At 43.7% G+C, this 21,733-nt stretch carries 24 protein-coding genes and 1 pseudogene; 12 read left to right on the top strand and 13 right to left on the bottom strand.

The features are described 5' to 3' along the window. Positions 1-58: 58 nt before the first annotated feature. Genes FTU19_RS00575 through FTU19_RS16265 form a run of 3 tightly spaced genes read right to left on the bottom strand, consistent with a single transcriptional unit; the run spans position 59 to position 1,333 of the window. Positions 59-670, bottom strand: a complete 612-nt coding sequence (locus tag FTU19_RS00575; RefSeq protein ID WP_166137851.1) for a LysE family translocator — start codon at positions 668-670, stop codon at positions 59-61. Between the two features lie 45 nt (positions 671-715). Then, positions 716-1,201, bottom strand: a complete 486-nt coding sequence (locus FTU19_RS00570; protein WP_179992824.1) for a DUF1289 domain-containing protein — start codon at positions 1,199-1,201, stop codon at positions 716-718. 3 nt (positions 1,202-1,204) lie between these two features. Continuing rightward, positions 1,205-1,333: a hypothetical protein gene (locus FTU19_RS16265; RefSeq protein WP_257218376.1), complete on the bottom strand. Its 129-nt coding sequence runs from the start codon at positions 1,331-1,333 to the stop codon at positions 1,205-1,207. A 56-nt stretch (positions 1,334-1,389) separates the two neighbouring features. Here FTU19_RS16265 and FTU19_RS00565 point away from each other — a divergent pair, with 56 nt between their 5' ends. The 4 genes from FTU19_RS00565 to FTU19_RS00550 all read left to right on the top strand — a co-directional run bounded on the left by FTU19_RS00565 (position 1,390) and on the right by FTU19_RS00550 (position 3,971). Next, positions 1,390-2,322: a rhodanese-related sulfurtransferase gene (locus tag FTU19_RS00565; protein ID WP_004784858.1), complete on the top strand. Its 933-nt coding sequence runs from the start codon at positions 1,390-1,392 to the stop codon at positions 2,320-2,322. 206 nt (positions 2,323-2,528) lie between these two features. Further along, positions 2,529-2,807, top strand: coding sequence for an FUSC family protein (locus tag FTU19_RS00560; RefSeq protein WP_159123452.1), 279 nt, complete (start codon positions 2,529-2,531; stop codon positions 2,805-2,807). An 88-nt stretch (positions 2,808-2,895) separates the two neighbouring features. Continuing rightward, complete coding sequence (locus FTU19_RS00555) at positions 2,896-3,513, top strand: DedA family protein (protein ID WP_180052306.1); 618 nt, start codon at positions 2,896-2,898, stop codon at positions 3,511-3,513. Positions 3,514-3,542: 29 nt separating this feature from the next. Beyond that, positions 3,543-3,971, top strand: a complete 429-nt coding sequence (locus FTU19_RS00550; protein WP_159123450.1) for an ABZJ_00895 family protein — start codon at positions 3,543-3,545, stop codon at positions 3,969-3,971. An 87-nt stretch (positions 3,972-4,058) separates the two neighbouring features. On the opposite strand, the gene FTU19_RS00545 is transcribed toward FTU19_RS00550, so the two are convergent. Both FTU19_RS00545 and FTU19_RS00540 read right to left on the bottom strand, forming a co-directional pair. Further along, positions 4,059-4,583 carry a YecA family protein gene (locus FTU19_RS00545; RefSeq protein WP_004784868.1) on the bottom strand — a complete coding sequence of 175 codons (525 nt, stop codon included), beginning with the start codon at positions 4,581-4,583 and terminating at the stop codon, positions 4,059-4,061. A gap of 71 nt (positions 4,584-4,654) precedes the next feature. After that, positions 4,655-4,861 carry a PA3496 family putative envelope integrity protein gene (locus FTU19_RS00540; protein ID WP_004784869.1) on the bottom strand — a complete coding sequence of 69 codons (207 nt, stop codon included), beginning with the start codon at positions 4,859-4,861 and terminating at the stop codon, positions 4,655-4,657. 373 nt (positions 4,862-5,234) lie between these two features. Here FTU19_RS00540 and rpoD point away from each other — a divergent pair, with 373 nt between their 5' ends. From rpoD to FTU19_RS00510, 6 genes are all read left to right on the top strand, one after another. Further along, the gene (gene rpoD / locus FTU19_RS00535; protein ID WP_004784872.1) at positions 5,235-7,121 is read left to right on the top strand and encodes an RNA polymerase sigma factor RpoD; all 1,887 of its coding nucleotides are present in this window, start codon (positions 5,235-5,237) and stop codon (positions 7,119-7,121) included. A gap of 107 nt (positions 7,122-7,228) precedes the next feature. Then, positions 7,229-7,516 carry a YbeD family protein gene (locus tag FTU19_RS00530; protein WP_004784874.1) on the top strand — a complete coding sequence of 96 codons (288 nt, stop codon included), beginning with the start codon at positions 7,229-7,231 and terminating at the stop codon, positions 7,514-7,516. Between the two features lie 163 nt (positions 7,517-7,679). Next, a complete protein-coding gene (gene lipB, locus FTU19_RS00525; RefSeq protein ID WP_159123448.1) occupies positions 7,680-8,339 on the top strand; it encodes a lipoyl(octanoyl) transferase LipB in 660 nt (219 codons plus the stop codon). Between the two features lie 74 nt (positions 8,340-8,413). After that, positions 8,414-8,947: a hypothetical protein gene (locus tag FTU19_RS00520; protein ID WP_159123447.1), complete on the top strand. Its 534-nt coding sequence runs from the start codon at positions 8,414-8,416 to the stop codon at positions 8,945-8,947. A 1-nt stretch (position 8,948) separates the two neighbouring features. Then, positions 8,949-10,133, top strand: a complete 1,185-nt coding sequence (locus FTU19_RS00515; protein WP_180129860.1) for an iron-containing alcohol dehydrogenase — start codon at positions 8,949-8,951, stop codon at positions 10,131-10,133. Between the two features lie 264 nt (positions 10,134-10,397). Further along, positions 10,398-11,786: an APC family permease gene (locus FTU19_RS00510; protein ID WP_004784881.1), complete on the top strand. Its 1,389-nt coding sequence runs from the start codon at positions 10,398-10,400 to the stop codon at positions 11,784-11,786. A 69-nt stretch (positions 11,787-11,855) separates the two neighbouring features. On the opposite strand, the gene FTU19_RS00505 is transcribed toward FTU19_RS00510, so the two are convergent. The 8 genes and pseudogenes from FTU19_RS00505 to rplU all read right to left on the bottom strand — a co-directional run bounded on the left by FTU19_RS00505 (position 11,856) and on the right by rplU (position 18,208). Continuing rightward, complete coding sequence (locus FTU19_RS00505; protein ID WP_180129950.1) at positions 11,856-12,245, bottom strand: hypothetical protein; 390 nt, start codon at positions 12,243-12,245, stop codon at positions 11,856-11,858. A gap of 183 nt (positions 12,246-12,428) precedes the next feature. After that, positions 12,429-12,905: a tRNA (cytidine(34)-2'-O)-methyltransferase gene (locus tag FTU19_RS00500; RefSeq protein WP_180129857.1), complete on the bottom strand. Its 477-nt coding sequence runs from the start codon at positions 12,903-12,905 to the stop codon at positions 12,429-12,431. A gap of 34 nt (positions 12,906-12,939) precedes the next feature. After that, positions 12,940-14,313 carry a siroheme synthase CysG gene (cysG, locus tag FTU19_RS00495; protein WP_159123407.1) on the bottom strand — a complete coding sequence of 458 codons (1,374 nt, stop codon included), beginning with the start codon at positions 14,311-14,313 and terminating at the stop codon, positions 12,940-12,942. A 73-nt stretch (positions 14,314-14,386) separates the two neighbouring features. Continuing rightward, positions 14,387-15,658, bottom strand: coding sequence for a serine--tRNA ligase (gene serS / locus FTU19_RS00490; RefSeq protein WP_005236894.1), 1,272 nt, complete (start codon positions 15,656-15,658; stop codon positions 14,387-14,389). Positions 15,659-15,758: 100 nt separating this feature from the next. After that, positions 15,759-16,517 (bottom strand): annotated as a pseudogene (locus tag FTU19_RS00485) (DUF3298 domain-containing protein). 165 nt (positions 16,518-16,682) lie between these two features. Then, positions 16,683-17,375 (bottom strand): outer membrane lipoprotein chaperone LolA, encoded by a 693-nt coding sequence (lolA, locus tag FTU19_RS00480; RefSeq protein WP_004784895.1) that lies wholly within the window; start codon positions 17,373-17,375, stop codon positions 16,683-16,685. A gap of 247 nt (positions 17,376-17,622) precedes the next feature. Then, a complete protein-coding gene (gene rpmA, locus FTU19_RS00475) occupies positions 17,623-17,877 on the bottom strand; it encodes a 50S ribosomal protein L27 (RefSeq protein WP_004784896.1) in 255 nt (84 codons plus the stop codon). A gap of 19 nt (positions 17,878-17,896) precedes the next feature. After that, positions 17,897-18,208 carry a 50S ribosomal protein L21 gene (rplU, locus tag FTU19_RS00470; protein WP_004784898.1) on the bottom strand — a complete coding sequence of 104 codons (312 nt, stop codon included), beginning with the start codon at positions 18,206-18,208 and terminating at the stop codon, positions 17,897-17,899. A gap of 444 nt (positions 18,209-18,652) precedes the next feature. Here rplU and sdsA point away from each other — a divergent pair, with 444 nt between their 5' ends. Continuing rightward, entirely contained in the window at positions 18,653-19,630 is a 978-nt protein-coding gene (gene sdsA, locus FTU19_RS00465) for an All-trans-nonaprenyl-diphosphate synthase (protein WP_004784900.1), read from the top strand. Between the two features lie 15 nt (positions 19,631-19,645). Then, a complete protein-coding gene (locus tag FTU19_RS00460) occupies positions 19,646-21,688 on the top strand; it encodes a site-specific recombinase (RefSeq protein ID WP_159123405.1) in 2,043 nt (680 codons plus the stop codon). Positions 21,689-21,733: the final 45 nt, after the last annotated feature.

Here is a 21,733-nt window from a genome sequence, read left to right as displayed (position 1 = left end):
GATTTAAAGATAAAAAATCCCGGCTTAAGACCGGGATTTTTATTTTATATAAATATTTTTAGATGAGTACAGACAATATTCCATAGACTGCGACTACCAATAAAATCAAACCGCACAAACCAAGCAAATAAGGATACAGCCTGGATTTAGCAAAGCGTTGAAAGCCTAAATAAACTAATGACAGAGTCAAAAAATCCAGCACAATCCAGCTGATCGTCAGAATCACTAAGCTGGAATCTAAGTTTGGAGTAATGCCGATAAACTGCGGGAAAAATGCAGCAAAGAAAATAATATCCTTAGGATTGGAAATCCCCACCAGAAAACCGGTTCGAAATCCTCCCTGTACTGGCTGCAAGCCTTGTGAACTGGTTGAACCCTGCCCTTGCCAGACTTCCCGGAAAATCTGGATTCCCAGCCAGGCAATATATAAACAGCCAAGCAGCTTGATGCCATTCAGCCAGTTTTCATTAATGACCAATAAGCCTTTTAAGCTAAAAATAGATAAGGTGATCAATACCAGAGAAGCAAAATTCGTCCCGAAAATGGTCTGCAAAGCATGCTTATAGCCACCTTTCAGTCCAGCACTAGCGACCAGCAACATCACAGGCCCAGGTGTGGCAATCATGATAACGACGGCCAGACAATAGAGAATATATTCACTGATATTCATGCCATTTCCTCAGCTATCATGATTTTACTAAATAAAAAAGAGGACTTAGTCCTCTTCCTGCATATGAATCAGATGCTGGCTGATCCCATCTGCCCGTAAAAAAGCCAGGTCATAACTGGCTTTGGCGAGTGCCAGTACCCGACGTTCGAATTCATCCCAAAGCGGGCGCACCTGTTTGTAATGAATGCCTAAACCGCTTTCATCAGTAAAATGACGATTCTTTTCACAGAGTTTTAAGGCATGGTAAAGCTTACGACCTTTAGTCGCATCTTCACGTAGACGCACCCGTTTAGACAGGACAAATGTTTCCACTTTGGCCAGATTCGCCATCGGCAGCATCGGGACCAAAATCTGATCTAGCTGTGCATCCAGCCGCTGCCAGACCGCAGTATGTTGATCTGCGTTATAACTATTCCAGTGAATCACTTCATGATTAAAACGGCGGCAACCACGACAGACCGCATCACCAAATACGGTTGAGCAACGCCCTGCGCAAGGGGTCAAAGATGCAATACGACGATCCGAACTCAAAACTTACTCCAACTGTGCTGCAACTTCCAGCATCTGCATCATTGCATCAAAATCCTGGGTCGGCATGACTATACACGCTCTCCCTATCGATTTGAAGTCCGTTAAAACCCGGCCTTTTACTCGCTTATTCATTCAAATCACGTTAAAATATGCGCCTTTCAAATTATCATGCTACGTTGGAGTATTCCATGAACGCTACTGTAGAACAGCTTGCACCTGTAGAACAGCAAGCGACGACTGGTTGGGTTGTTGCCGCACTTTATCAATTCAAAGAAGTTCAAGATCCTGAGGGTCTGCAACAACGTCTTTTAGACTTGGTAAAAACCATCAACCTTTGCGGTACTCTAATTGTGGCAGGTGAAGGCATTAACGGGACTGTTGCGGGTAACCGTGAAGCCATCGACAAAGTACATCAGTTTCTGCTTGATGAAGGCTTCAACGAAATGGAATACAAAGAGTCGCATAGCTCTGACAAACCATTCCGTAAAATGAAGATCAAGCTGAAAAAAGAGATTGTGACTTTAGGTGTGCCGGTTAAGCCACGTGATCTGGTTGGTCATTATCTTGATCCTAAAGAATGGAATGAGCTGATTGCACGTGATGATGTGATTCTGGTTGATACCCGTAATGATTACGAATACAAAGCCGGTACCTTCAAAGGCGCAATCGATCCAAAAACTGAAACTTTCCGTGAATTCCCTGAATATGTGAAAAAGAATCTTGAACAGCACAAGGACAAGAAAATTGCCATGTTCTGTACCGGTGGTATTCGTTGTGAAAAATCAACTTCTTTATTGCTTCAGGAAGGCTTTAAAGAGGTGTATCACCTGAAAGGCGGTATTCTGAAATACCTAGAAGAAACTCCAGCTGAAGAAAGTCTTTGGGAAGGTGAATGTTTCGTATTTGATGGCCGTACTGCAGTTACACATGGTGTGGAAGAAGGTCAAAATACCAAATGTCATGCGTGTGGCTGGCCATTAACACCTGAAGAGGCAGCGCTGCCAAGTTATGAACACGGCGTATCTTGTGTGTACTGCATCGATAAAACTACCGAGAAACAAAAAGAAGGTTTCCGTATGCGTCAATCGCAAATTCTGGCTGCAAAACGTAAACGTCTCTAATTCCAGTTTTGTAACTAAAAATATCTAAGCCCTCTTCGGAGGGCTTTTTGTTTACATAAGCATTACATCTGCAATAAAAAACTTACCAATCCCTTACCAAGAACAGCATATTTTTACAGCTAAGCTTGATAGTCTTTATATCACATTACTTTGTTACCATAAGTCTTTCATTATTAATTAATTTTTTAAATGAAAAGGAAAACAAAATGGCCAATTCACTTGCTCGGGATCCAGATAATATTGTTAGATTCCAACCTAAAGAAAATACAAAACTGGAACGTATTACCCAACTGACAGATGAGCTAGAAGCAGAATCACATCTGTTTATTGTGATCTTGGGAACTATCATTGGTGCCATTCTTGCCCTGTTTATTGGCTACCATATTGAGGCTACAGCAGCACACTATTTACTGCTCAGTGCTCTGCCAGTTTGCCTGGCTTACAGCTTACGTAAAGTTTACATTTATACCTTAACCCATAGTTAATCCGCACTTGGCCATTTATATAACTTAACTTTACCCTCTTAAAGATACTGCTTAGGATACAAGCAGTATTTTTTATTTTGCCAATTTTATGAATCTGACTGAATGGATTATTTCTGTCATGGAACAGCTGGGCTACTGGGGCATTGCCTTGCTCATGTTTCTTGACAATGTCTTTCCCCCGATCCCCTCTGAAATTATTATGCCTTCTGCCGGCTATTCCGCTTCTCAGGGAGAATTGCTGCTGGTCGGTGTCATTATTGCAGGCAGTATCGGTTCGTTGTTAGCAGCGGCATTGCTCTATTGGATTGGCTACAAATTCAACCACGACAGTATTTTCAGATTTGTAGACAAATACGGAAAATTCCTGTTTATCAAATCTGAAGACGTGAAAAAATCTCTGGAATGGTTCGAGCAGTATGGACACCGGATTGTGTTCTTTGGCCGGATGGTTCCGGCAGTACGTTCCCTCATCAGTATCCCGGCTGGCATGAGCCATATGCCTTTCTGGAAATTCATGTTCTATAGTGGACTAGGTACTGTTATCTGGACCACTTTCCTGGCCTGTGTCGGTTTTTATTTTGGTGAAAATCAGGAATTGATGCACAAAATCTTCAGTCAGGTCAGTTATGTGATTATTGCGATTGTCGTGATCATCATGGGCTGGGTTTTATACCGTAGACATCAACGTAAAAATCGTCCATCCTGAAGAGACCTCAGCATAAGGAGGCTAAAACGATGTCGCACTATCTTAAATATTTTGCCACCGTTTATCTGACTCTGGTCTTAATAGTCGGCATACTCATCTACGTGTTCAATCTGGGCGCCATTCTGCTGATTCCTGCCCTGATTGCCTCCGCCTTTCTCAGCGCCCGGTACTTTGTAAAAAAAGAACTCCGACTACCCACCCAGGAAGAGAAAAGCAGACTGGTCTGGGGTTCCACGATTATTGCCATGACCTTCGGATTTATCTTTTTGTTTATAGTCATCTGGCTGCATCCGCAGACGGAGGAAATCTATAGAAGGATGGCCTATACAGGACGCGGGCCAAATTCGTTTCTGGTAGCTGCAAGTATTGCTTTACATGCCTTGCTATTTCATATCGCCTACAATGGCTACGCGCGTTACAGCTTGAGCAAGCGTACCGGTGCTGATCATAAACCTTAGATTAAATCATCCACTAGTCCAAACGTTGTACAAAACACCTGAGCTAAAAAAAGCACCTGACGGTGCTTTTTCATGGCGGGGCATGACTTATTCTGGTGTGTGGTACATCAGATATAATTCATTCAAGTTTTCTGGAATCTCTTCTGCAAGCTCATCCATTAACTGGCCATTGCGACGGAAAGATTCCATTTGCGGATCTTCTTCATCGATGCCACTGAATACCATAATTGGCAGCGTTAAATCGACCAACTGTTCTTCAAATTCTTCTGTAAACCAGGCTTCTTCGTTTAGGAACATGGCATCTACAAAGCCCACGCTCCAGTCACCTAGACTTGATTCGGTATCTGCTTCTTCAATTTCAAACGGGAAAGTGATCCCTTCTTCATTGGCCAAGCTTTGACGGATTGACTCTAACCATGCTTTAACCTGATTGATGATTTCTGCAGGCACTTTTTTCTGGTTGCCTTCAAAAAGTTCATCCATCCATTTGTCAAATTGCGGGCCTACTGCGATAGCACATAAGAAACCATGAGTTGCCGCAAAATCCAGACCATACTCATTTTGGTCGCCATCCAGATATTCACTCAACAGGTCTAAATCTAAAGCACTCATTTAACATCCAAACTTAGAAAACCGAAAGGATTAGCATAGCATTTATTCAGGCTATGCTAAATCTGAATTCGTTAATCTTCGTCGTCAAAGTCGTCATCATCGTCGAAGTCATAATCAAAATCTTTGAGTTCGCGTTCCAGGCGGCGTTGCGAGAGCAGATCATCAATCAGACGACGTTTTTCCAACGACTCTTTCGCACTTAGCTTACTCGATGCCTCATCGAAATTAACATCATCATCACCGTAGCTATCATCTAGTTCAAAATCTGTCGAAGACACTAAAACTACCTCGTAGTGAAAAATGTAAATGGGTCTAGGCGCTATTTATCTTGCCTTTAAAAACTTGTCAAGTTTTATTTATATATTTTGTATGTTTATACTAGTTGGCTCTTGTTTTTCTACAGCATAATTGTGTATTTATTAGCTGGTTAGATAGTGAACGCTTTTTATCCCATGGATGAGGGACATTTCTAAAATTAGATTGGGAAATACACTTGAAAAGATAAACTTAGACCCAATATCGATATTCAATTGTTATTCAAACATATTTATAAAATCATGCTTGACTGATCAATTCCAAAACTATTTCAGGTGAATTGTGCTATCATGCACGGTTTTTCACTGCCACAGATTCAACGAAGAGTAAGCAAAGATGAGCGATATGACTTCCCCTACTTCTCAAGTAGCGGCTCTGATTAGCCGAGGCAAAGAACAAGGTTACTTAACCTTCGCTGAGGTTAACGATCATCTCCCGGACTCCATCACAGAAAGCGAACAGATTGAAGACATCATTCAAATGCTGAATGATGTGGGTATTCCTGTCCATGATCGTGCGCCTGAATCTGATGATGCAATGTTCGAGGATACTGCAGAAGCTGCTGATGAAGTTGCAGAAGAAGAAGCTGCGGCTGTACTTGCATCTGTAGAAAACGAACCAGGTCGTACGACTGACCCTGTACGTATGTACATGCGTGAAATGGGTACCGTTGAACTTTTAACGCGTGAAGGCGAAATTAGCATTGCAAAACGCATTGAAGAAGGTATCCGAGACGTTCTTCACTCTATTGCTTACTGGCCGAATGCTGTAGAAGTTGTACTACAAGAATACAAAGATTATGAAGCTGGCGAACGCCGCCTTGCTGACATTCTGTCAGGTTATTTAGACCCTGAATCAGATGAAGAAATTCCAGAAGTCCTGGAAGAAGTCGCTGAAATCGAAGAAGACGAAGAAGCAACGACCAAGTCAACCAAAGATGTAAAACTGGATGATGACGAGGAAGATGAAGAGTCTGATAGCGATGACGATTCTGAAGGTGACTCAGGCCCAGATCCAGAAATTGCCAAAGTTCGTTTTGCCGAACTTTCCGATGCCTGGAAAAATACCAAAGCGGTACTGGAAAAACACGGCCGTAACAGCAAAGAAGCAGAAGAAGCACTTCAAGCGCTTGCTACTGTGTTCATGATGTTCAAGTTCACGCCGCGTCTGTTCGATATCATTTCTGAAATGATTCGTGGCACACATGACCAGATCCGTGGTGCAGAACGTGAAGTGATGCGTTATGCCGTCCGTCGTGGCCGTATGGACCGTACCCAGTTCCGTACTACTTTCCCGGGTCAGGAATCGAATCCAGCCTGGTTAGATGAGCAAATTGCGAAAGCGACTGCTGATCAGAAAGCTTATCTGGAAAAAGTACGTCCTGACGTATTGGCCTTCCAGCAAAAAATTGCAGATATCGAAAAAGACCTTGATCTTAAAGTTCGTGACATCAAAGACATTGCCAAACGTATGGCAGTCGGTGAAGCGAAAGCGCGTCGTGCCAAGAAAGAGATGGTTGAAGCAAACTTACGTCTGGTGATTTCGATCGCGAAGAAATATACCAACCGTGGTCTGCAGTTCCTGGATCTGATTCAGGAAGGTAACATCGGTCTGATGAAAGCGGTAGACAAATTTGAATACCGTCGTGGTTACAAGTTCTCGACTTATGCAACCTGGTGGATTCGTCAGGCAATTACCCGTTCAATCGCGGATCAGGCACGTACCATTCGTATTCCAGTACACATGATTGAAACGATTAACAAGATCAACCGTGTATCTCGTCAATTGCTTCAGGAAATGGGCCGTGAACCGACTCCGGAAGAACTAGGCGAACGTCTGGAAATGGACGAAGTGAAGGTTCGTAAAGTACTGAAAATCGCTAAAGAACCGATTTCGATGGAAACACCGATCGGTGATGATGAAGATTCGCATTTGGGTGACTTCATTGAAGACAGCAACATCACCTCTCCTGTTGATGCTGCAACTTCAGAAGGCTTGAAAGAAGCGACTCGCGAAGTGCTGGAAAACCTGACTGAACGTGAAGCGAAAGTCCTGAAAATGCGTTTCGGTATCGACATGCCAACGGATCATACTTTGGAAGAAGTCGGTAAACAGTTCGATGTAACCCGCGAACGTATCCGTCAGATTGAAGCGAAAGCACTGCGTAAGTTACGTCACCCTTCCCGTTCTGAACACCTGCGTTCATTCCTGGAAAATGACTAAGATTTGATACAATTTTGGAGACTTGAAATTTCATCTCTCGTCTCCATTTTGTATTGCAATACACCCAAACGCCTGCGCTACGCAGGCGTTTCGAATAGGGGGACTACATGTTAGACCGTACACCATCTCGTGAACTCCGCGAAGATCTTTGGGTTTTTCCAATGGATTACCCAATCAAACTCATTGGCCTTGCAGGTGAAGAACTGCTGAATGCAGTTGTTGAGATTTTTACCAAACATTTCCCTGACTTTGATGGCGACAGCGTAAGCATCACTCCATCCCGTACTGGTAAATATCATTCGATCACTGCTCAGCTACGTTTCCTTGAACTGGAACAGGTGCATGCCGTATATGCTGATCTTGCAGCTTGCCCACTGATCAAGACTGCACTTTAAGATTATTCTGCTCCAACCTTGGCAAATTAAAAGACACGCTTTCGGGCGTGTTTTTTATATGTGTGACTAGCTCACCAACAATTACTACGAATCCCTCCCCTATCCATTGCTGAAATCATTATAATTATTTGCAGTATGATTTAATTTTCTAAGGACGCACACTGTGACAGCTGCGGTTCAAAAACCCTCCCTGATTATCCGTCAATATAATAACCTGACTCCCTACGAAGACCGTTTTCTGGAAATGAAAAGCTTCACGGAAAACCGTGATGAAAATACGCCTGATGAGTTATGGATTTTGCAGCACCATGATGTACTGACCCAAGGTCAGGCCGGTAAACCGGAACATATCCTGATTCCAACTGATATTCCTGTCATTCAAACCGACCGTGGTGGTCAAGTCACTTGGCATGGTCCTGGTCAGCTCGTCGCATACTTTATGTTTGACCTGAACCGTCTGGGCTGGAATGTCCGTACATTGGTGTCTTATGCCGAAAACCTGATGATTGAACTACTTAAAAAGCATGAGATTGAAGCCTATGCCAAGCCCGATGCTCCGGGCGTCTATGTGAATGAGCGAAAGATTGGTTCTCTCGGCTTTAAAATCCGTAAAGGCCGTAGCTATCATGGCTTATCTTTAAATATTGATTGCGACCTGACTGGTTTCCATACCATCAACCCGTGCGGCTATGCAGGCCTGGAAATGGTGCGAATTAATGACCTCGTCAGCAACCCGCCAAAGTTTAATGACTTGTGTGTTGAAATTATTGAAACTTTAAGCAGCAGCGGTTACTTTAAGCAGGTGAACGTCGAGCAAAGATAAAGCCTTTGCATTTTAACAATAAATAAATTAGAGTAATTACTCTAAACCAATAATATCAAGATAGGGATCATCACGTGATTGCGACAAAATCCGTAAAACCCGCTTTGCAGCTTGCCTATGTCAAACTGATGATGGATATCATTGGCCGTGGCCTGGTCATGGCAAGTCAGGTAGACCCAGAAATCAAACAGGAAGTTGCCCAGTTTCCCGCCAATTTTAGGCTTTCAATGAATGTTTTTCCACATGGCCCGGCCTTCGTTGCCCGGGTCACGGAACAACATCAGCTGGAACTGGTCAAAGAAAGCAATATCAAGCCAGACCTGACCATTACCTTTAAGCATCTGCATCATGCCTTTCTGGTGTTTTCCTTTCAGGAAAGCACGTCTCAGGCCTTTGCCAATGACCGCATGATTGCCGATGGTGATATTTCCTATGCGATCCGTCTGGTACGTTGCCTGAACAAAATGGAAGCGCTGATCTTGCCGAAAATGGTGGCGCAACTGGCAGTAAAAGAATACCCGAATAATCTGGGACTCAAAGATAAAATCATGGAAGCGAGCAGCATCTACTTAAAAGTCGCTCAATCTTATTTGAAACGGAGTGTATAACATGGCAAAACCTTATTATGAATTTTTCTGCCCAGTCAAAGTAATTGCTGGTCATGCCGCGTTAGAACACATTCCTTTTGAATTGGCCACTTTAGGTGCCAAACGTCCATTGATCATTACCGATAAAGGTGTACGTGCCAATAACCTGCTGGCACCGATTGAAGCTGCTTTTGAATCGACCGATGCCAAAATTGCAGCGATTTTCGATGATGTCCCGCCAGACTCCAGTTTAGGTACAGTGCGCAGCGCAGCACAGCTTTATCGTGATCATGATTGCGATGCCATTATTGCCGTGGGTGGTGGCTCAGTGATTGATACTTCAAAAGCGACCAATATTTTGGTCTCTGAAGGTGGTGACGACTTACTCAAATATTCTGGTGCGCATAACCTGCCTAAACCGCTGAAGCCATTTTTCGTAATTCCTACGACTTCTGGTACCGGTTCTGAAGTGACCATGGTTGCTGTGGTATCGGATACCGAAAAGAATATGAAAATGCCATTCGCATCTTATTATCTGATGCCGCATGCAGCGATTCTGGATCCACGTATGACTCAGACCCTGCCACCGCATCTGACTGCCATGACAGCCATGGATGCGATGACACATGCTGTAGAAGCCTACACCTGTATGGCAGCCAATCCAATTTCAGATGCTTATGCCACAGCTGCCGTGAAAAAGGTCAGTGCCAACATGTTTAACGTACTCGACAACCCAACTGATGCCCAAGGTCGTCTGGAGCTGGCTCAGGCCTCTACCATGGCCGGAATTGCCTTCTCCAATTCAATGGTGGGTCTGGTGCACTCGCTTGGCCATGCTCTAGGTGCAGTCGCGCATTTGCCGCATGGCCTATGTATGAACCTCTTCCTGCCTTATGTGCTGGAATATAACAAGGAAGTGAATGGCGACAAGATTGCCGAGCTGCTGCTGCCATTGGCGGGTGCAGACATCTATGCACAAACACCAGCACACTTACGTGCAGACAAGACCATTGCTACAATTTTAACCATGCGTGATCGAATCTATAGCTTGACCAAATTACCGCGCACATTAAGTGAAACAGGTAAGATTTCTGAAGCACAGCTGGATGAAGTTGCTGAAAAAGCATTAAATGATGGTTCCATCATTTACAACCCAAAAGAAGCCAGTTTGGAAGATTTGAAATCTATCTTAAAAAAGGCTTGGTAATTACTGAAAAATAAGCCAATATAGCGAAAAATTTAAGCCTGATGTTTTTTTAGACATCGGGCTTTTATCTTGCAGGAAATCGCCGTTTTTTGCTTCGAATGGCACATTTCGTGCAGGCCTAAATTCAAAAAATAGCTAGTAAAAGCCGTAATTTTAAAGTAGATTGGCGCGCTTTTATAGAAAATTGTAGGGGGGATCGTTCGTCTCAAACGATCCTTATTAAATATGACTGATCCTTGATCAACGATTAAGAGGATAACGCCGTTGACAAATTTCTCTGGGACTCAATCGGCAGCTAAACTGCAAAAAACGCTAGGGCTCTGGCACATCATTATTATTGGTTTAGCTTACATTCAACCAATGACCTTATTTGATACTTTTGGTTTGGTATCTGAAGAAAGTCATTTGCATGTTCCTACTTCTTACATCATTGCCCTAATTGCAATTTTGTTTACATCGATCAGCTATGGTCACATGATTCGCCGCTACCCTTCTTCGGGTTCGGCCTATACCTATGCCCAAAAATCGATTCACCCGAATATTGGTTTCATGGTGGGCTGGTCTTCCTGGCTGGATTATCTGTTATCACCAATGGTGAACATCATCCTGGCAGTGATCTATCTTGAAGCACTGTTTCCTGATGTGAACCACTGGGTCTGGGTAATCGTGCTGACTGCCTTTATGACTGGAGTAAACCTGCGCGGTGCACGCTTCGTGGCAAACTTTAACAGTTTGATCGTACTGGTACAGTTACTGGTGATCGGTATCTTTACCTGGATGGTCTTTACCAAACTGCAGGCCGGTTTCAATGCTGATGGTCCGATTACAGCTGAACAGCGTTACCAGCTTTGGAGTCTTGAACCGTTCTGGAATGAACTGACTTCAGTCGGTGCCCTGATTACTGGTGCGACCTTACTGTGCTTCTCATTCACTGGTTTTGACTCTTTAAGTTCTCTGGCAGAAGAAACCAAAGATACTGAAAACACCTTGCCTAAAGCGATTTTCTTGACTGCTTTAATCGCTGGTGTAATTTTCATTATCAGCACTTACTTCATGCAGTTGTACTTTCCGTCTACACCGGGTTCTTACTTCAAGAATATTGCTGAAACTCAGCCAGAAATCCTGCTTCTTGTCGGTGGCTCACTGTTCCAGTCTTATGTGCTGACTTTTGCGATCATTACCGTAATGGCGTCTGGTATCTCTGCTCACGCAGGTGTATCTCGTCTGATGTATGTCATGGGTCGTGATGGCGTGATCAACAAGAAAATCTTTGGTCATATCAGTCCGAAAAGCTATACGCCAAATTACAACATTCTGATAGTAGGTGCAGTGGCCTTAACTGCTGGCTTCATGGATCTGGATATCGTGATTTCGATGATCAGCTTCGGTGCCTTGACTGCGTTTACATTCGTGAACCTGTCAGTAATTTCACGTTATGCACTGCGTGATGGCCGTACTAAAACTGCGAAAGATATTTTCAGCTTTGTGGTCATCCCGATGCTTGGTTTTATCAGCATCTTTGCGATGTGGCTGGAAATTGAAGAAACTGCACTGAAATACGGTTTATGGTGGGCGATGTTCGGTATTTTGTACCTGGGTTATAAAACCAAGGGCTTTAAGCACCCTGCTCCACAACATAACGAGTTTGAATAATCGATATTGTTCATACCTAAAAAGGCGCTTTATGCGCCTTTTTTTATTTTCTTGGATAATAGACTGAGCTTATTGCAGACGACAATCAAAACCCATCTGGGTATTTACCCGGTTATTCTGAAAGCCCAGTTTTTCAATAAACAGATCACGATTGGATAATAGTTTCTGATCTTCCGGACTGAGTCGAGCCTTGTTTTTCACTGCCATTTGATACATTTCATTCACCACGCCCTGAAAAATATCACAAACTTCCTGACGTTTGGCTGGTTTCATCTGACGTCCACGCCAGGTCCACTCGAAATCATCACGGTTGAGGGTTTTACCCCATTGCTCAATGCGGCCATTTAAGCGCTGTTGCATCGCTGCCAGTCCCTGACGGATTTCTTCCTGAGTAATGGGCTGAACTGTATCTTGTAATGATACTAATTGCTGTGGCGCTTCTTGAGCCTGTGTCATCATGCTGGCCAGCAACAACGTACTACAGCCTGCTAAAAACCATCCTTTTTTCACATCTTGTTCCTTTTTTCTACATTCTCAAGAGCTTATCTACAAGATTACCTGAAAGACCTAATATGTACCCACATCTGTTACATAAAATAAAAAAGCTGCCCTTAGGCAGCTTTTTAAATTGGTACGATAAACTTAAAGCGGTTTAAAACCCTGCTGACGCCATGCTTCATAGACAATCACAGCAGTCGCATTAGACAAGTTCAAGCTACGTGAATTCTCTGCCATTGGCAGACGAATCCAATGCTCTTTCGGGAACATCATACGTACATGCTCTGGCAAGCCACGAGTTTCTGGTCCCATCAACAAGGCTACAGAACGATTTAGATCTGAGGTATGCGGGGTTTCAAAACCTTTGGTGGTGAGTGGATAAACCGCATCCACACCTACGCCCTTAGCAGCCATATCGGCCAGACAGTTTTCAATATTTTCCCAAATCTGCATATTGGCATATTCATGATAATCGAGACCGGCACGTCTTAGTTTTTTATCATCCAGTTCAAAGCCAAGCGGCTTGACCAAATGTAACTGTGCTCCCGTATTTGCGCATAGGCGAATAATATTACCTGTATTGGCAGGAATTTCAGGTTCATATAAAACAACATGGATCACAGCTTTTCTCTACTTTTGGGAGTCCAATGGCCGTTTAGGACCACTTCAATTTTTCACGTAAACGCACCACTTCACCAATAATGGTCAAGGTTGGTGCCTGAATATGGTGCTCATTCACTTTCGATGCAATATCTTGGAGCGTTCCCACCACGACTTTTTGCTCTGGTGTGGTGCCTTTTGAGACTAGGGCTACTGGCATATCTGGACGCTGACCATGCTCAATCAATTGTGCACAGATTTTTTCCAGTCCAACCAGTCCCATATACAGTACTAAGGTCTGGTTTTCATAGACCAGTTCATTCCAAGGCAGCTCTGGTGAACCTTCTTTTAAATGACCTGTCAGGAAGCGCACGCTTTGCGCATAATCACGATGAGTGAGCGGAATACCAGCATAAGCTGAACAGCCTGAAGCTGCAGTAATGCCAGGCACGACCTGAAAGGCCACGCCAGCAGCAAACAGCTCTTCAATCTCTTCACCGCCACGACCAAAGATAAACGGATCACCGCCTTTTAGACGACAAACGCGCTTGCCTTCGCTGGCATATTTCACCAGTAAGGCATTAATTCCTTCTTGTGGCACTGCATGATTAGACCGCGCCTTACCGACATAGATCTTCTCTGCATCACGGCGACAGAGATCCATAATTGGTGCAGAGACCAAACGGTCATAGATCACCACATCGGCTTGTTGCATCAAACGTAAGGCTTTTAGCGTCAATAACTCTGGATCACCCGGTCCAGCACCGACCAGATAAACCTCACCTTTTGGCTTTTGCCATTCATTTAAAGCTTGTTCAATCAGACGGTCAGCTTCAGCCAGATTGTCATTAAATACCTGTTCTTTCAAAGGGCTGGCGTATAAATCTTCCCAGAAGATACGGCGTTCATCGGGATTAGTGATCTTGGCTTTAACTGCACTACGCCACTTACCAGAGAACTCAGCCAGTTTACCCATACCATGCGGAATGGTAGCTTCAAGCTGAGTACGGATCTGACGGGACAATACCGGTGAAGTACCGTTACTCGCGACTGAAATAATCAGTGGTGAGCGGTCGATAATCGCTGGTACCATGAAACGGCAATGTGGTGGATCATCAACACTGTTGACCAGCACATTTTCAGCTTCACAGTCTTCAAACACCTGACGGTTGACTCCAGCATCATTGGTCGCTGCAATCACCAGACGGTAGGAACGTAGAGGAATTTCAGAATTGAAAGGTGCCTGAACATATTGACCGGCGGTCGCTTGAACAATCTCAAGCAGACTCGCTTCGATCTCAGGGGCAACCACCGAAATGACTGCCCCTGCTTTCTGTAGCAATACCGCTTTACGGTATGCAATATGTCCACCACCGACAATCAGACAAGGTTGCTGTTGCAACTTTAACGAGATTGGAAAGATATCCACAAAATGCCTCAAAAAGTTTTAAATCTGACTGTCTAAGCAATTTTCATGCACATTTTGGTGCATACACCGACATTTAGTCGATATAAGTTGCACCACCCATATACGGACGCAGTACTTCAGGGATCTCAATTGAACCATCAGCACGTTGATAGTTTTCCATGACCGCCAGTAAAGTACGACCTACAGCCAGGCCTGAACCATTCAACGTATGCACGAATTCAGTTTTTTTCTGGTCAGCACGGTAACGCGCTTTCATACGGCGTGCCTGAAAGTCCCACATATTTGAGCAAGATGAAATTTCACGATACGTATTTTGACTTGGCACCCAGACTTCAAGGTCATAGGTTTTGCATGCACCAAAGCCCATATCACCACCACACAGAATGATTTTACGGTATGGCAGACCTAATGCCTGCAAAATACCTTCTGCATGACCAGTCAACTCTTCCAGTGCCTGCATAGAGTCTTCAGGTTTCACGATCTGAACCATCTCAACTTTGTCGAACTGGTGCTGACGGATCAGACCACGGGTATCACGGCCATAAGAACCGGCTTCACTACGGAAACATGGAGTATGTGCTGCATATTTCAGTGGCAGACGGTCGGCATCGATGATTTCATCACGCACGAAGTTAGTTACAGGTACTTCAGCCGTTGGAATTAAATAGAATTCTTTCTCGCCTTGCAACTTGAACAGGTCTTCTTCAAATTTCGGTAACTGACCTGTACCACGTAAAGAATCTGCATTTACCAAATAAGGAACATAGGCTTCGGTATAGCCATTTTTAGTGGTATGCGTATCCAGCATAAACTGGGTAATCGCACGTTGCAGACGCGCTAAAGGACCTTTCAGAACGCTGAAACGTGAACCGGTCAGTTTGGTCGCAGTTTCAAATTCCAGACCGCCCATCATTTCGCCCAGGTCAGTATGGTCTTTGATTTCAAAATCAAATTCGCGTGGTGTACCCCATTTCAGGACTTCCACATTGTCATTTTCATCTTTACCTTCAGGTACAGATTCATCTGGAAGGTTTGGAATAGACAGTGATTTTTCTTCTAGTTCAGCTTGCAGTTCAGCCAGAGCAGCTTCAGCAGCCTTAATTTCATCACCAATCGCAGACATGCGTGCCATAATTTCAGAGGCATCGCCACCTGCTTTTTTGATCTGACCCACTTGCTTGGCACCGGCATTACGCTCAGCTTGCAAGGATTCAGTTTTGGATTGAATCTCTTTACGTCGAGCTTCTAATGATGCCCACTCCTCAACATTCAGTTGAACACCACGTTTTGCCAAGGCTAAATTTACAGCCTCAATATTATTTCTAAGTAATTTCGGGTCGATCATAGCCAATCTTTGGATAAGAAAAAAACTGGCTATAGTGTAAGCTCTTAACGTCAAAAAATACAGTGACTGACCTACCGGCTGGAGTTTATTAGCGCAATATTTAAAGGCTTGTTTGAGGCAGAAGCGATAAATATTCAGGCCGGATGATCTCGCTTAATGCTGTATAAGGTACTTTTAATTCTGCCATGTCACTGATTGGCTTACTCAACTCACCTGCCGGATAAACCAGTACCAAGCCCTAACCGTCAAAATAATAATTGTCGCTCAATGCTAATTTCTGCTGGGTGATTTGATAGCGATCTAGCCAGTCTTTATTTGCTTGATATAGAGCCTGTTTCAGTTTTTCATCTGTATTACCGCGCACAACCTGATGAAGAGCTAGACGTTTCTTCTGTTTTATATCTAGATTGACATATTCACTATGAGATTGTGACTGGGCACGTTCAGGCTGATGAGTAGTTTTGAAGATAAAAGTAGCTAGATGAGAATGCTGATTCAGGTAACTCACCTGAATGGAACGCTGATCAATAAATTTCGGCTCATCCTTTGCTTTAATTTTATTACTGGTCACTTTGCTAAAAGCGACCGGCTCAGTACGCTGGATCCGCTCCATAAAATACTGATCAATCCAGCTGATATTGGTATCTACAGTCTGCAAATCAAAACGCACACAACCTTCGATTTCACACACGACCTGATTAGCATCTTTAACCGGAATTGTTTTGGACTGAATTTGCCCCGTGTCTTCTGATTGCGCGGATGTAGTGACTGAAGAGGTTTGACGCTGACAGGCAAATAGCCCAAGATTCAGACATAAGATACAACCGATCCAGCCTATTTTACATGAAGTCATTTTCATCCTGAGCTCCTAAAATTTTGCAATTTCATTGACTCAACTTTTGTTTATTCTAAAACACCCGAACTTCTAGATATACGCCAACCTTGTAATGACTCCAAATCCATCCCGATCAGGAACAAAAAAAGCAACCCGGAGGTTGCTTTTTTATTTAGGGTGTATTGATGCTTACTGATCAATAATGTCTGTGCCCTTTGGCGGAGTAAAGTTAAACGTAGATGCCGGAATCGTGGTATTCAGTTTTACATTACTAAATTTAATATTCGTAGTCTGACCTAAGGAATCTTGCAAAATCATCAAGCTAGGCGCTTTGTTCGCACCAAAACTAATAGTCAGGCTTTCAAACACCCCATCGGTATTTTTCGGATAAAGCGTGTAATAGGTTTTAGCTTTATTCGGCTGAGTTACGCGATAAGATTGCATAATCTGGCTGGTATTGCCGGACAATAATAATGCCGGTGTATTTGCCACTTGATCGTCTAGACTCTGACGCACTGCTTGCTGCAAGTCTGGATCATAGATCCATACGGTTTTACCTGTAGTGGCAATGGTCTGTTTAGATGGACTAGAAGTTTCCCAGTAGAATTTACCTGGACGCGCCACCTTCATCACACCTTTAAAGGTCTGGTTCATGTGCTGGGCGGTTAAGCCTTTTTTCTGGGTCGCTTTCGGATTCGTGACTTTAGTCGTTTGTTCAAAATTTGCAGTTAAGCTACGGATATTGCTGAGCTGTTTCACCAGATTCGCAGTAGCTTGCTGCTCCGTCGCTGCAGTTGCGGCAAATACAGTCGTGCTCATGACAGGTGCCAGTGTCGCCGTACCGATTGTTATGGCACATACAGTTTTACGAAGCATACTCATAATCTCACCTTTTTGTATTTGCATATTGCTATTTATCTAATGGCTCATATTAAACCAATTTCTCGAACTAAGATGATAGAAAATAAGAAGTTTTGTATTGTTATTAATGCAGAATTCCTGTTTTTATTCATCATGATGAAGATTCAATAGTGATATTTACATTCGCTGTCACAGCTTTATAAGCCGATAAATCTTCATGCATAAAAAAACCCACAGAAACTGTGGGTCTTTTTTCTATTTCAGCAAATTATGCTTCAACAGATACGTAGCGACGGCCAAATTGACCTTTCACTTCGAATTTTACTACGCCATCAGCAGTAGCAAATAATGTATGGTCACGGCCCATACCTACGTTTTGACCAGCGTGGAATTCAGTACCACGTTGACGAACGATGATGTTACCTGCAGTTACAGTTTGGCCACCGTAAACTTTAACACCTAACATCTTAGGATTCGAATCACGACCGTTCTTAGTCGAACCACCGGCTTTTTTAGTTGCCATGTCTATTTACTCCTAGTAATTAGCCTGAGATACCAGTAATTTTCAACTCAGTGAACCATTGACGGTGACCTTGTTGTTTACGGTAGTGCTTACGACGACGCATTTTGATGATGCGGATTTTGTCGTGACGACCATGGCTAACTACTTCTGCAGTTACTTTAGCGCCAGCTACAACTGGAGCACCGATTTGAATGCTATCACCGTTTACAAGCATAAGTACGTCATCAAACGTAATTGTTGAACCAGTTTCAGCTTTCAATAATTCAACTTTAAGGGTTTCACCCTCAACTACACGGTGCTGTTTACCACCGCTTTGGATTACTGCGTACATAATGTACTCCAAACATGCCCGTGTCGACGTGCCGATAAAGGAATATATCGATCTTAAAACGCGCGCCACTGGGGGTTATACAAGGGCAAAGATTTTAAGGGATATTATAAGAAACAACAAGCCATTTTAAGGAAATAATCATGAACTCCATTACAAAGCCTATAAATCATTAAATTATTCATTCAAAATCAAAGATTAATACCGGATATACTGACCAAAAAACGCTGCTCAATTCCGAGTTTTCCAGCTGCCTGAGAATGTTTAGAAAAAAACTTTAGCGGAAAGATATTGTTCATTTTTTAAATGTCAAAATTTAGGCTAAACTCAAAGAAGTGCTATAAAAAGCTGATTTTTAGTGGAGTTTGTGCTTTTCTTAGCTTTCACTCATGTTATAAATTGTTAAACTACCCGCTGCGATTTACCAAACTAGAGGTTTTCTTTCACATGGCCATCGACTTTAAGCAAGATATTCTCGCTCCTGTTGCTAACGACTTTGCTGCGATGGACACATTCATTAACGAAGGAATTACCTCAAAAGTGGCGCTGGTGATGGCGGTCAGCAAGCATGTGGTTGAAGCTGGCGGCAAGCGTATGCGCCCAATCATGTGCCTGTTGGCAGCAAAAGCCTGTGGTGCCGTAGAACTGGAACAACATCGCAAACTGGCCGCCATTATCGAAATGTTGCATACGGCAACTCTAGTTCATGATGATGTTGTGGATGAGTCAGGCTTACGCCGTGGCCGTCCAACTGCCAATGCGACCTGGAACAATCAGACAGCTGTGCTAGTGGGTGATTTCCTAATTTCGCGTGCCTTTGATTTGTTGGTCGACCTTAACAATATGACCCTGCTCAAAGACTTCTCTACGGGTACCTGCGAAATTGCCGAAGGCGAAGTTCTGCAACTGCAATCGCAACATCAGCCAGAAACCTCAGAAGAAACCTATTTGAGCATTATTCATGGCAAGACTTCTCGCCTGTTTGAACTGGCGACCGAAGGTGCCGCTATTCTTTCCGACAAGACTGAGTTCCGTGAACCGTTACGTAAATTCGCCGGTCACTTCGGTAATGCTTTCCAGATTATTGATGACATTCTGGACTATACATCTGATGCTGAAACCCTAGGTAAAAACATCGGTGATGACCTGATGGAAGGCAAACCGACCCTGCCATTGATTGCTGCCATGAAGAATACTACAGGTGAATCACATGAAATTATCCGTCGCAGTATTGCAACGGGCGGAACAGATCATTTGGCAGAAGTCATCAAGATCGTAAATGATTCTGGCGCCTTGGATTATTGTCGCCAGCGTGCAACTGAAGAAACAGAAATTGCAATTCAAGCCTTGAATGCACTACCCGATTCAGAGTATCGTCAGGCCCTCGTTAATCTGGCCAAACTGGCTCTTCACCGGATTCAATAGCCGCTTACCTCGCCTATGCATATTAATTTTCTTGATATTTTTCAAAGCATGCAGCACCAGCTTGAACAACCACAGGCGGTGCTGGATGAGAATTTGCTCATCCAACTTGTAGAACGTATACGCCCAGAAGACAGCAGAAATACAGAAGAAATCGAAACAAAATTTAATGCATTTATCCGGGCCTTACTGCTCACTCCCAATGCAGTCTTAACCTTACAAAGTTTCACTTTAAGAGTTATCAATCGTTATAAACAAGCCAGCCTGTTTTCCGATACTGGGATTCTTTCTCTAGATGGTTTTTGGAACCAGCTGAATCAGCGGATCGGGGCACATATCCTGCCGGTGATTCCAGATCATCTACAACTTCAGGAATTGTTCCGCAAAATTTTCTATTTGCGTACCGATAAATACTGGCTGGATTATTTTGATGAAGCAGACTGGCAGCGACTTTTTGCTGTTGTAAATCAGGGTCATTCTAATCAGGTAGAAAAAACCCGAATCAAAGATCAGATCATTAAAGCACTAACGATTCTGTCCTACCGGGTGAGTGGGATCGGTCTGCATCCTGAATTTATTAATGCTCAGCCTGAGCTCATGGAATATGAATCACCTTTTCTGGTGCAAAACCGTGAGATCATTGAATTTATCCAGGAATATAAAAAACGCTATAACACCGTAGAACTGGTGGATGCGATTACGCCGCCAGATGCTTCCCAAGCTCTGGTCATGCTGGAGCAGTGTCACGATGTTGTCGCCAAAATTCGCCGCTCTACCAAACGGATTGGGGTCAGTGTCAGCCTGACCTATATGCTGGCCTTACTGGAACAGTGTCTGGAACGGATTGAAATCCTGCTGAATATGGTGCTGGATGATGATGACCTGCGTTATCAATCCATTGGCCTGTTTATCGCCGATATTACCGAAGCAATTTATAGTGAACGCAGTGTGCGTGCCTTACTGACTACCAATAGTGAACTCCTGGCTTTACAGGTGACTGAAAATGCCAGTAAAACCGGTGAACATTATGTAAGTACCGACAAGCAAGGCTTTCTGGCCATGTACAAATCGGCAGCCGGTGCCGGTGTCATCATTGCCTTTATGGCTTCGCTGAAAGTCTTAATGGCGCGTGTCACGATGGCACCTTTAATGCAGGCCTTTAGCTATAGCATGAACTATTCGCTCGGTTTTATGCTCATTCATGTGCTGCACTTCACCGTTGCAACCAAACAGCCGGCGATGACTGCAGCTGCACTCGCTTCTACCGTACAACAGCGTAAGGGTTCGAAAACCGCCCAGATTGCTGAACTGGCTGCACTGATTGTGAATATCATTCGGACCCAGTTTGTCGCAATTCTTGGGAATATTTCCATCGCAATTCCGGTTGCAGCACTGATTGCCCTGATGTGGGAATTTGCCCTACATGAGCCATTAATGACGCATGCCAAAGCAGCCAAAACCTTATATGACCTGAACCCATTTACTTCTTTGGCGATTCCTCATGCAGCAGTGGCTGGCGTATGTTTATTCCTGTCAGGCCTATTAGCCGGTTATTTCGATAATATGGCAGTGTATCGGAAGGTTGGTCCTCGTCTGAGAGCTCATGTGCGCCTGTCGCAACTGATGGGACAAGAACGTTTACATCGATTTGCCGATTATATTGAACGTAATCTGGGTGCACTGGCGGGTAATTTTATTTTTGGGGTTATGCTGGGCAGTATGGGTACCATCGGTTTCATTCTTGGCTTGCCTTTAGATATTCGTCATATTGCCTTTGCCTCTGCCAACTTTATCCAAGGACTGATCAATATTAATGGTCCAGATATTGGACTCATTATCATCTCTTTCCTGGGTGTTCTGCTGATTGGTCTGACTAACCTTTTTGTAAGTTTCAGCCTGACCATTATTGTGGCATTACGCGCACGACGGGTGCGTTTCGAACAGTGGAAACCGCTCGCCAAACTGGTCATGACCCATTTCCTGACTCGCCCAAGTGAGTTTTTCTGGCCGCCGAAGCAAACCATTGAAATTGACGAAAATCATACATCCACAAAACTGTAAAATTGCGAGAATATTTGGGCATTTAGGTACAAAATCCCATAAATA

Origin of the sequence: Acinetobacter sp. YH12072 (genome assembly GCF_013419565.1) — a bacterium.
In the GTDB taxonomy this organism is placed as follows: domain Bacteria; phylum Pseudomonadota; class Gammaproteobacteria; order Pseudomonadales; family Moraxellaceae; genus Acinetobacter.
The sequence above is the reverse complement of the archived record's forward strand: the minus strand, read 5'-3'. Positions and strand labels throughout refer to the sequence as shown.

What these genes read in the sequence shown, in the direction of transcription:
- FTU19_RS00575 (WP_166137851.1), bottom strand. Translation starts at nt 670, where the DNA reads ATGAATATCAGTGAATATATTCTCTATTGTCTGGCCGTCGTTATCATG.
- FTU19_RS16265 (WP_257218376.1), bottom strand. Translation starts at nt 1,333, where the DNA reads ATGAATAAGCGAGTAAAAGGCCGGGTTTTAACGGACTTCAAATCGATA.
- FTU19_RS00565 (WP_004784858.1), top strand. Translation starts at nt 1,390, where the DNA reads ATGAACGCTACTGTAGAACAGCTTGCACCTGTAGAACAGCAAGCGACG.
- FTU19_RS00560 (WP_159123452.1), top strand. Translation starts at nt 2,529, where the DNA reads ATGGCCAATTCACTTGCTCGGGATCCAGATAATATTGTTAGATTCCAA.
- FTU19_RS00555 (WP_180052306.1), top strand. Translation starts at nt 2,896, where the DNA reads ATGAATCTGACTGAATGGATTATTTCTGTCATGGAACAGCTGGGCTAC.
- FTU19_RS00550 (WP_159123450.1), top strand. Translation starts at nt 3,543, where the DNA reads ATGTCGCACTATCTTAAATATTTTGCCACCGTTTATCTGACTCTGGTC.
- FTU19_RS00545 (WP_004784868.1), bottom strand. Translation starts at nt 4,583, where the DNA reads ATGAGTGCTTTAGATTTAGACCTGTTGAGTGAATATCTGGATGGCGAC.
- rpoD (WP_004784872.1), top strand. Translation starts at nt 5,235, where the DNA reads ATGAGCGATATGACTTCCCCTACTTCTCAAGTAGCGGCTCTGATTAGC.
- FTU19_RS00530 (WP_004784874.1), top strand. Translation starts at nt 7,229, where the DNA reads ATGTTAGACCGTACACCATCTCGTGAACTCCGCGAAGATCTTTGGGTT.
- FTU19_RS00515 (WP_180129860.1), top strand. Translation starts at nt 8,949, where the DNA reads ATGGCAAAACCTTATTATGAATTTTTCTGCCCAGTCAAAGTAATTGCT.
- FTU19_RS00505 (WP_180129950.1), bottom strand. Translation starts at nt 12,245, where the DNA reads ATGATGACACAGGCTCAAGAAGCGCCACAGCAATTAGTATCATTACAA.
- serS (WP_005236894.1), bottom strand. Translation starts at nt 15,658, where the DNA reads ATGATCGACCCGAAATTACTTAGAAATAATATTGAGGCTGTAAATTTA.
- lolA (WP_004784895.1), bottom strand. Translation starts at nt 17,375, where the DNA reads ATGAGTATGCTTCGTAAAACTGTATGTGCCATAACAATCGGTACGGCG.
- rpmA (WP_004784896.1), bottom strand. Translation starts at nt 17,877, where the DNA reads ATGGCAACTAAAAAAGCCGGTGGTTCGACTAAGAACGGTCGTGATTCG.
- rplU (WP_004784898.1), bottom strand. Translation starts at nt 18,208, where the DNA reads ATGTACGCAGTAATCCAAAGCGGTGGTAAACAGCACCGTGTAGTTGAG.
- sdsA (WP_004784900.1), top strand. Translation starts at nt 18,653, where the DNA reads ATGGCCATCGACTTTAAGCAAGATATTCTCGCTCCTGTTGCTAACGAC.
- FTU19_RS00460 (WP_159123405.1), top strand. Translation starts at nt 19,646, where the DNA reads ATGCATATTAATTTTCTTGATATTTTTCAAAGCATGCAGCACCAGCTT.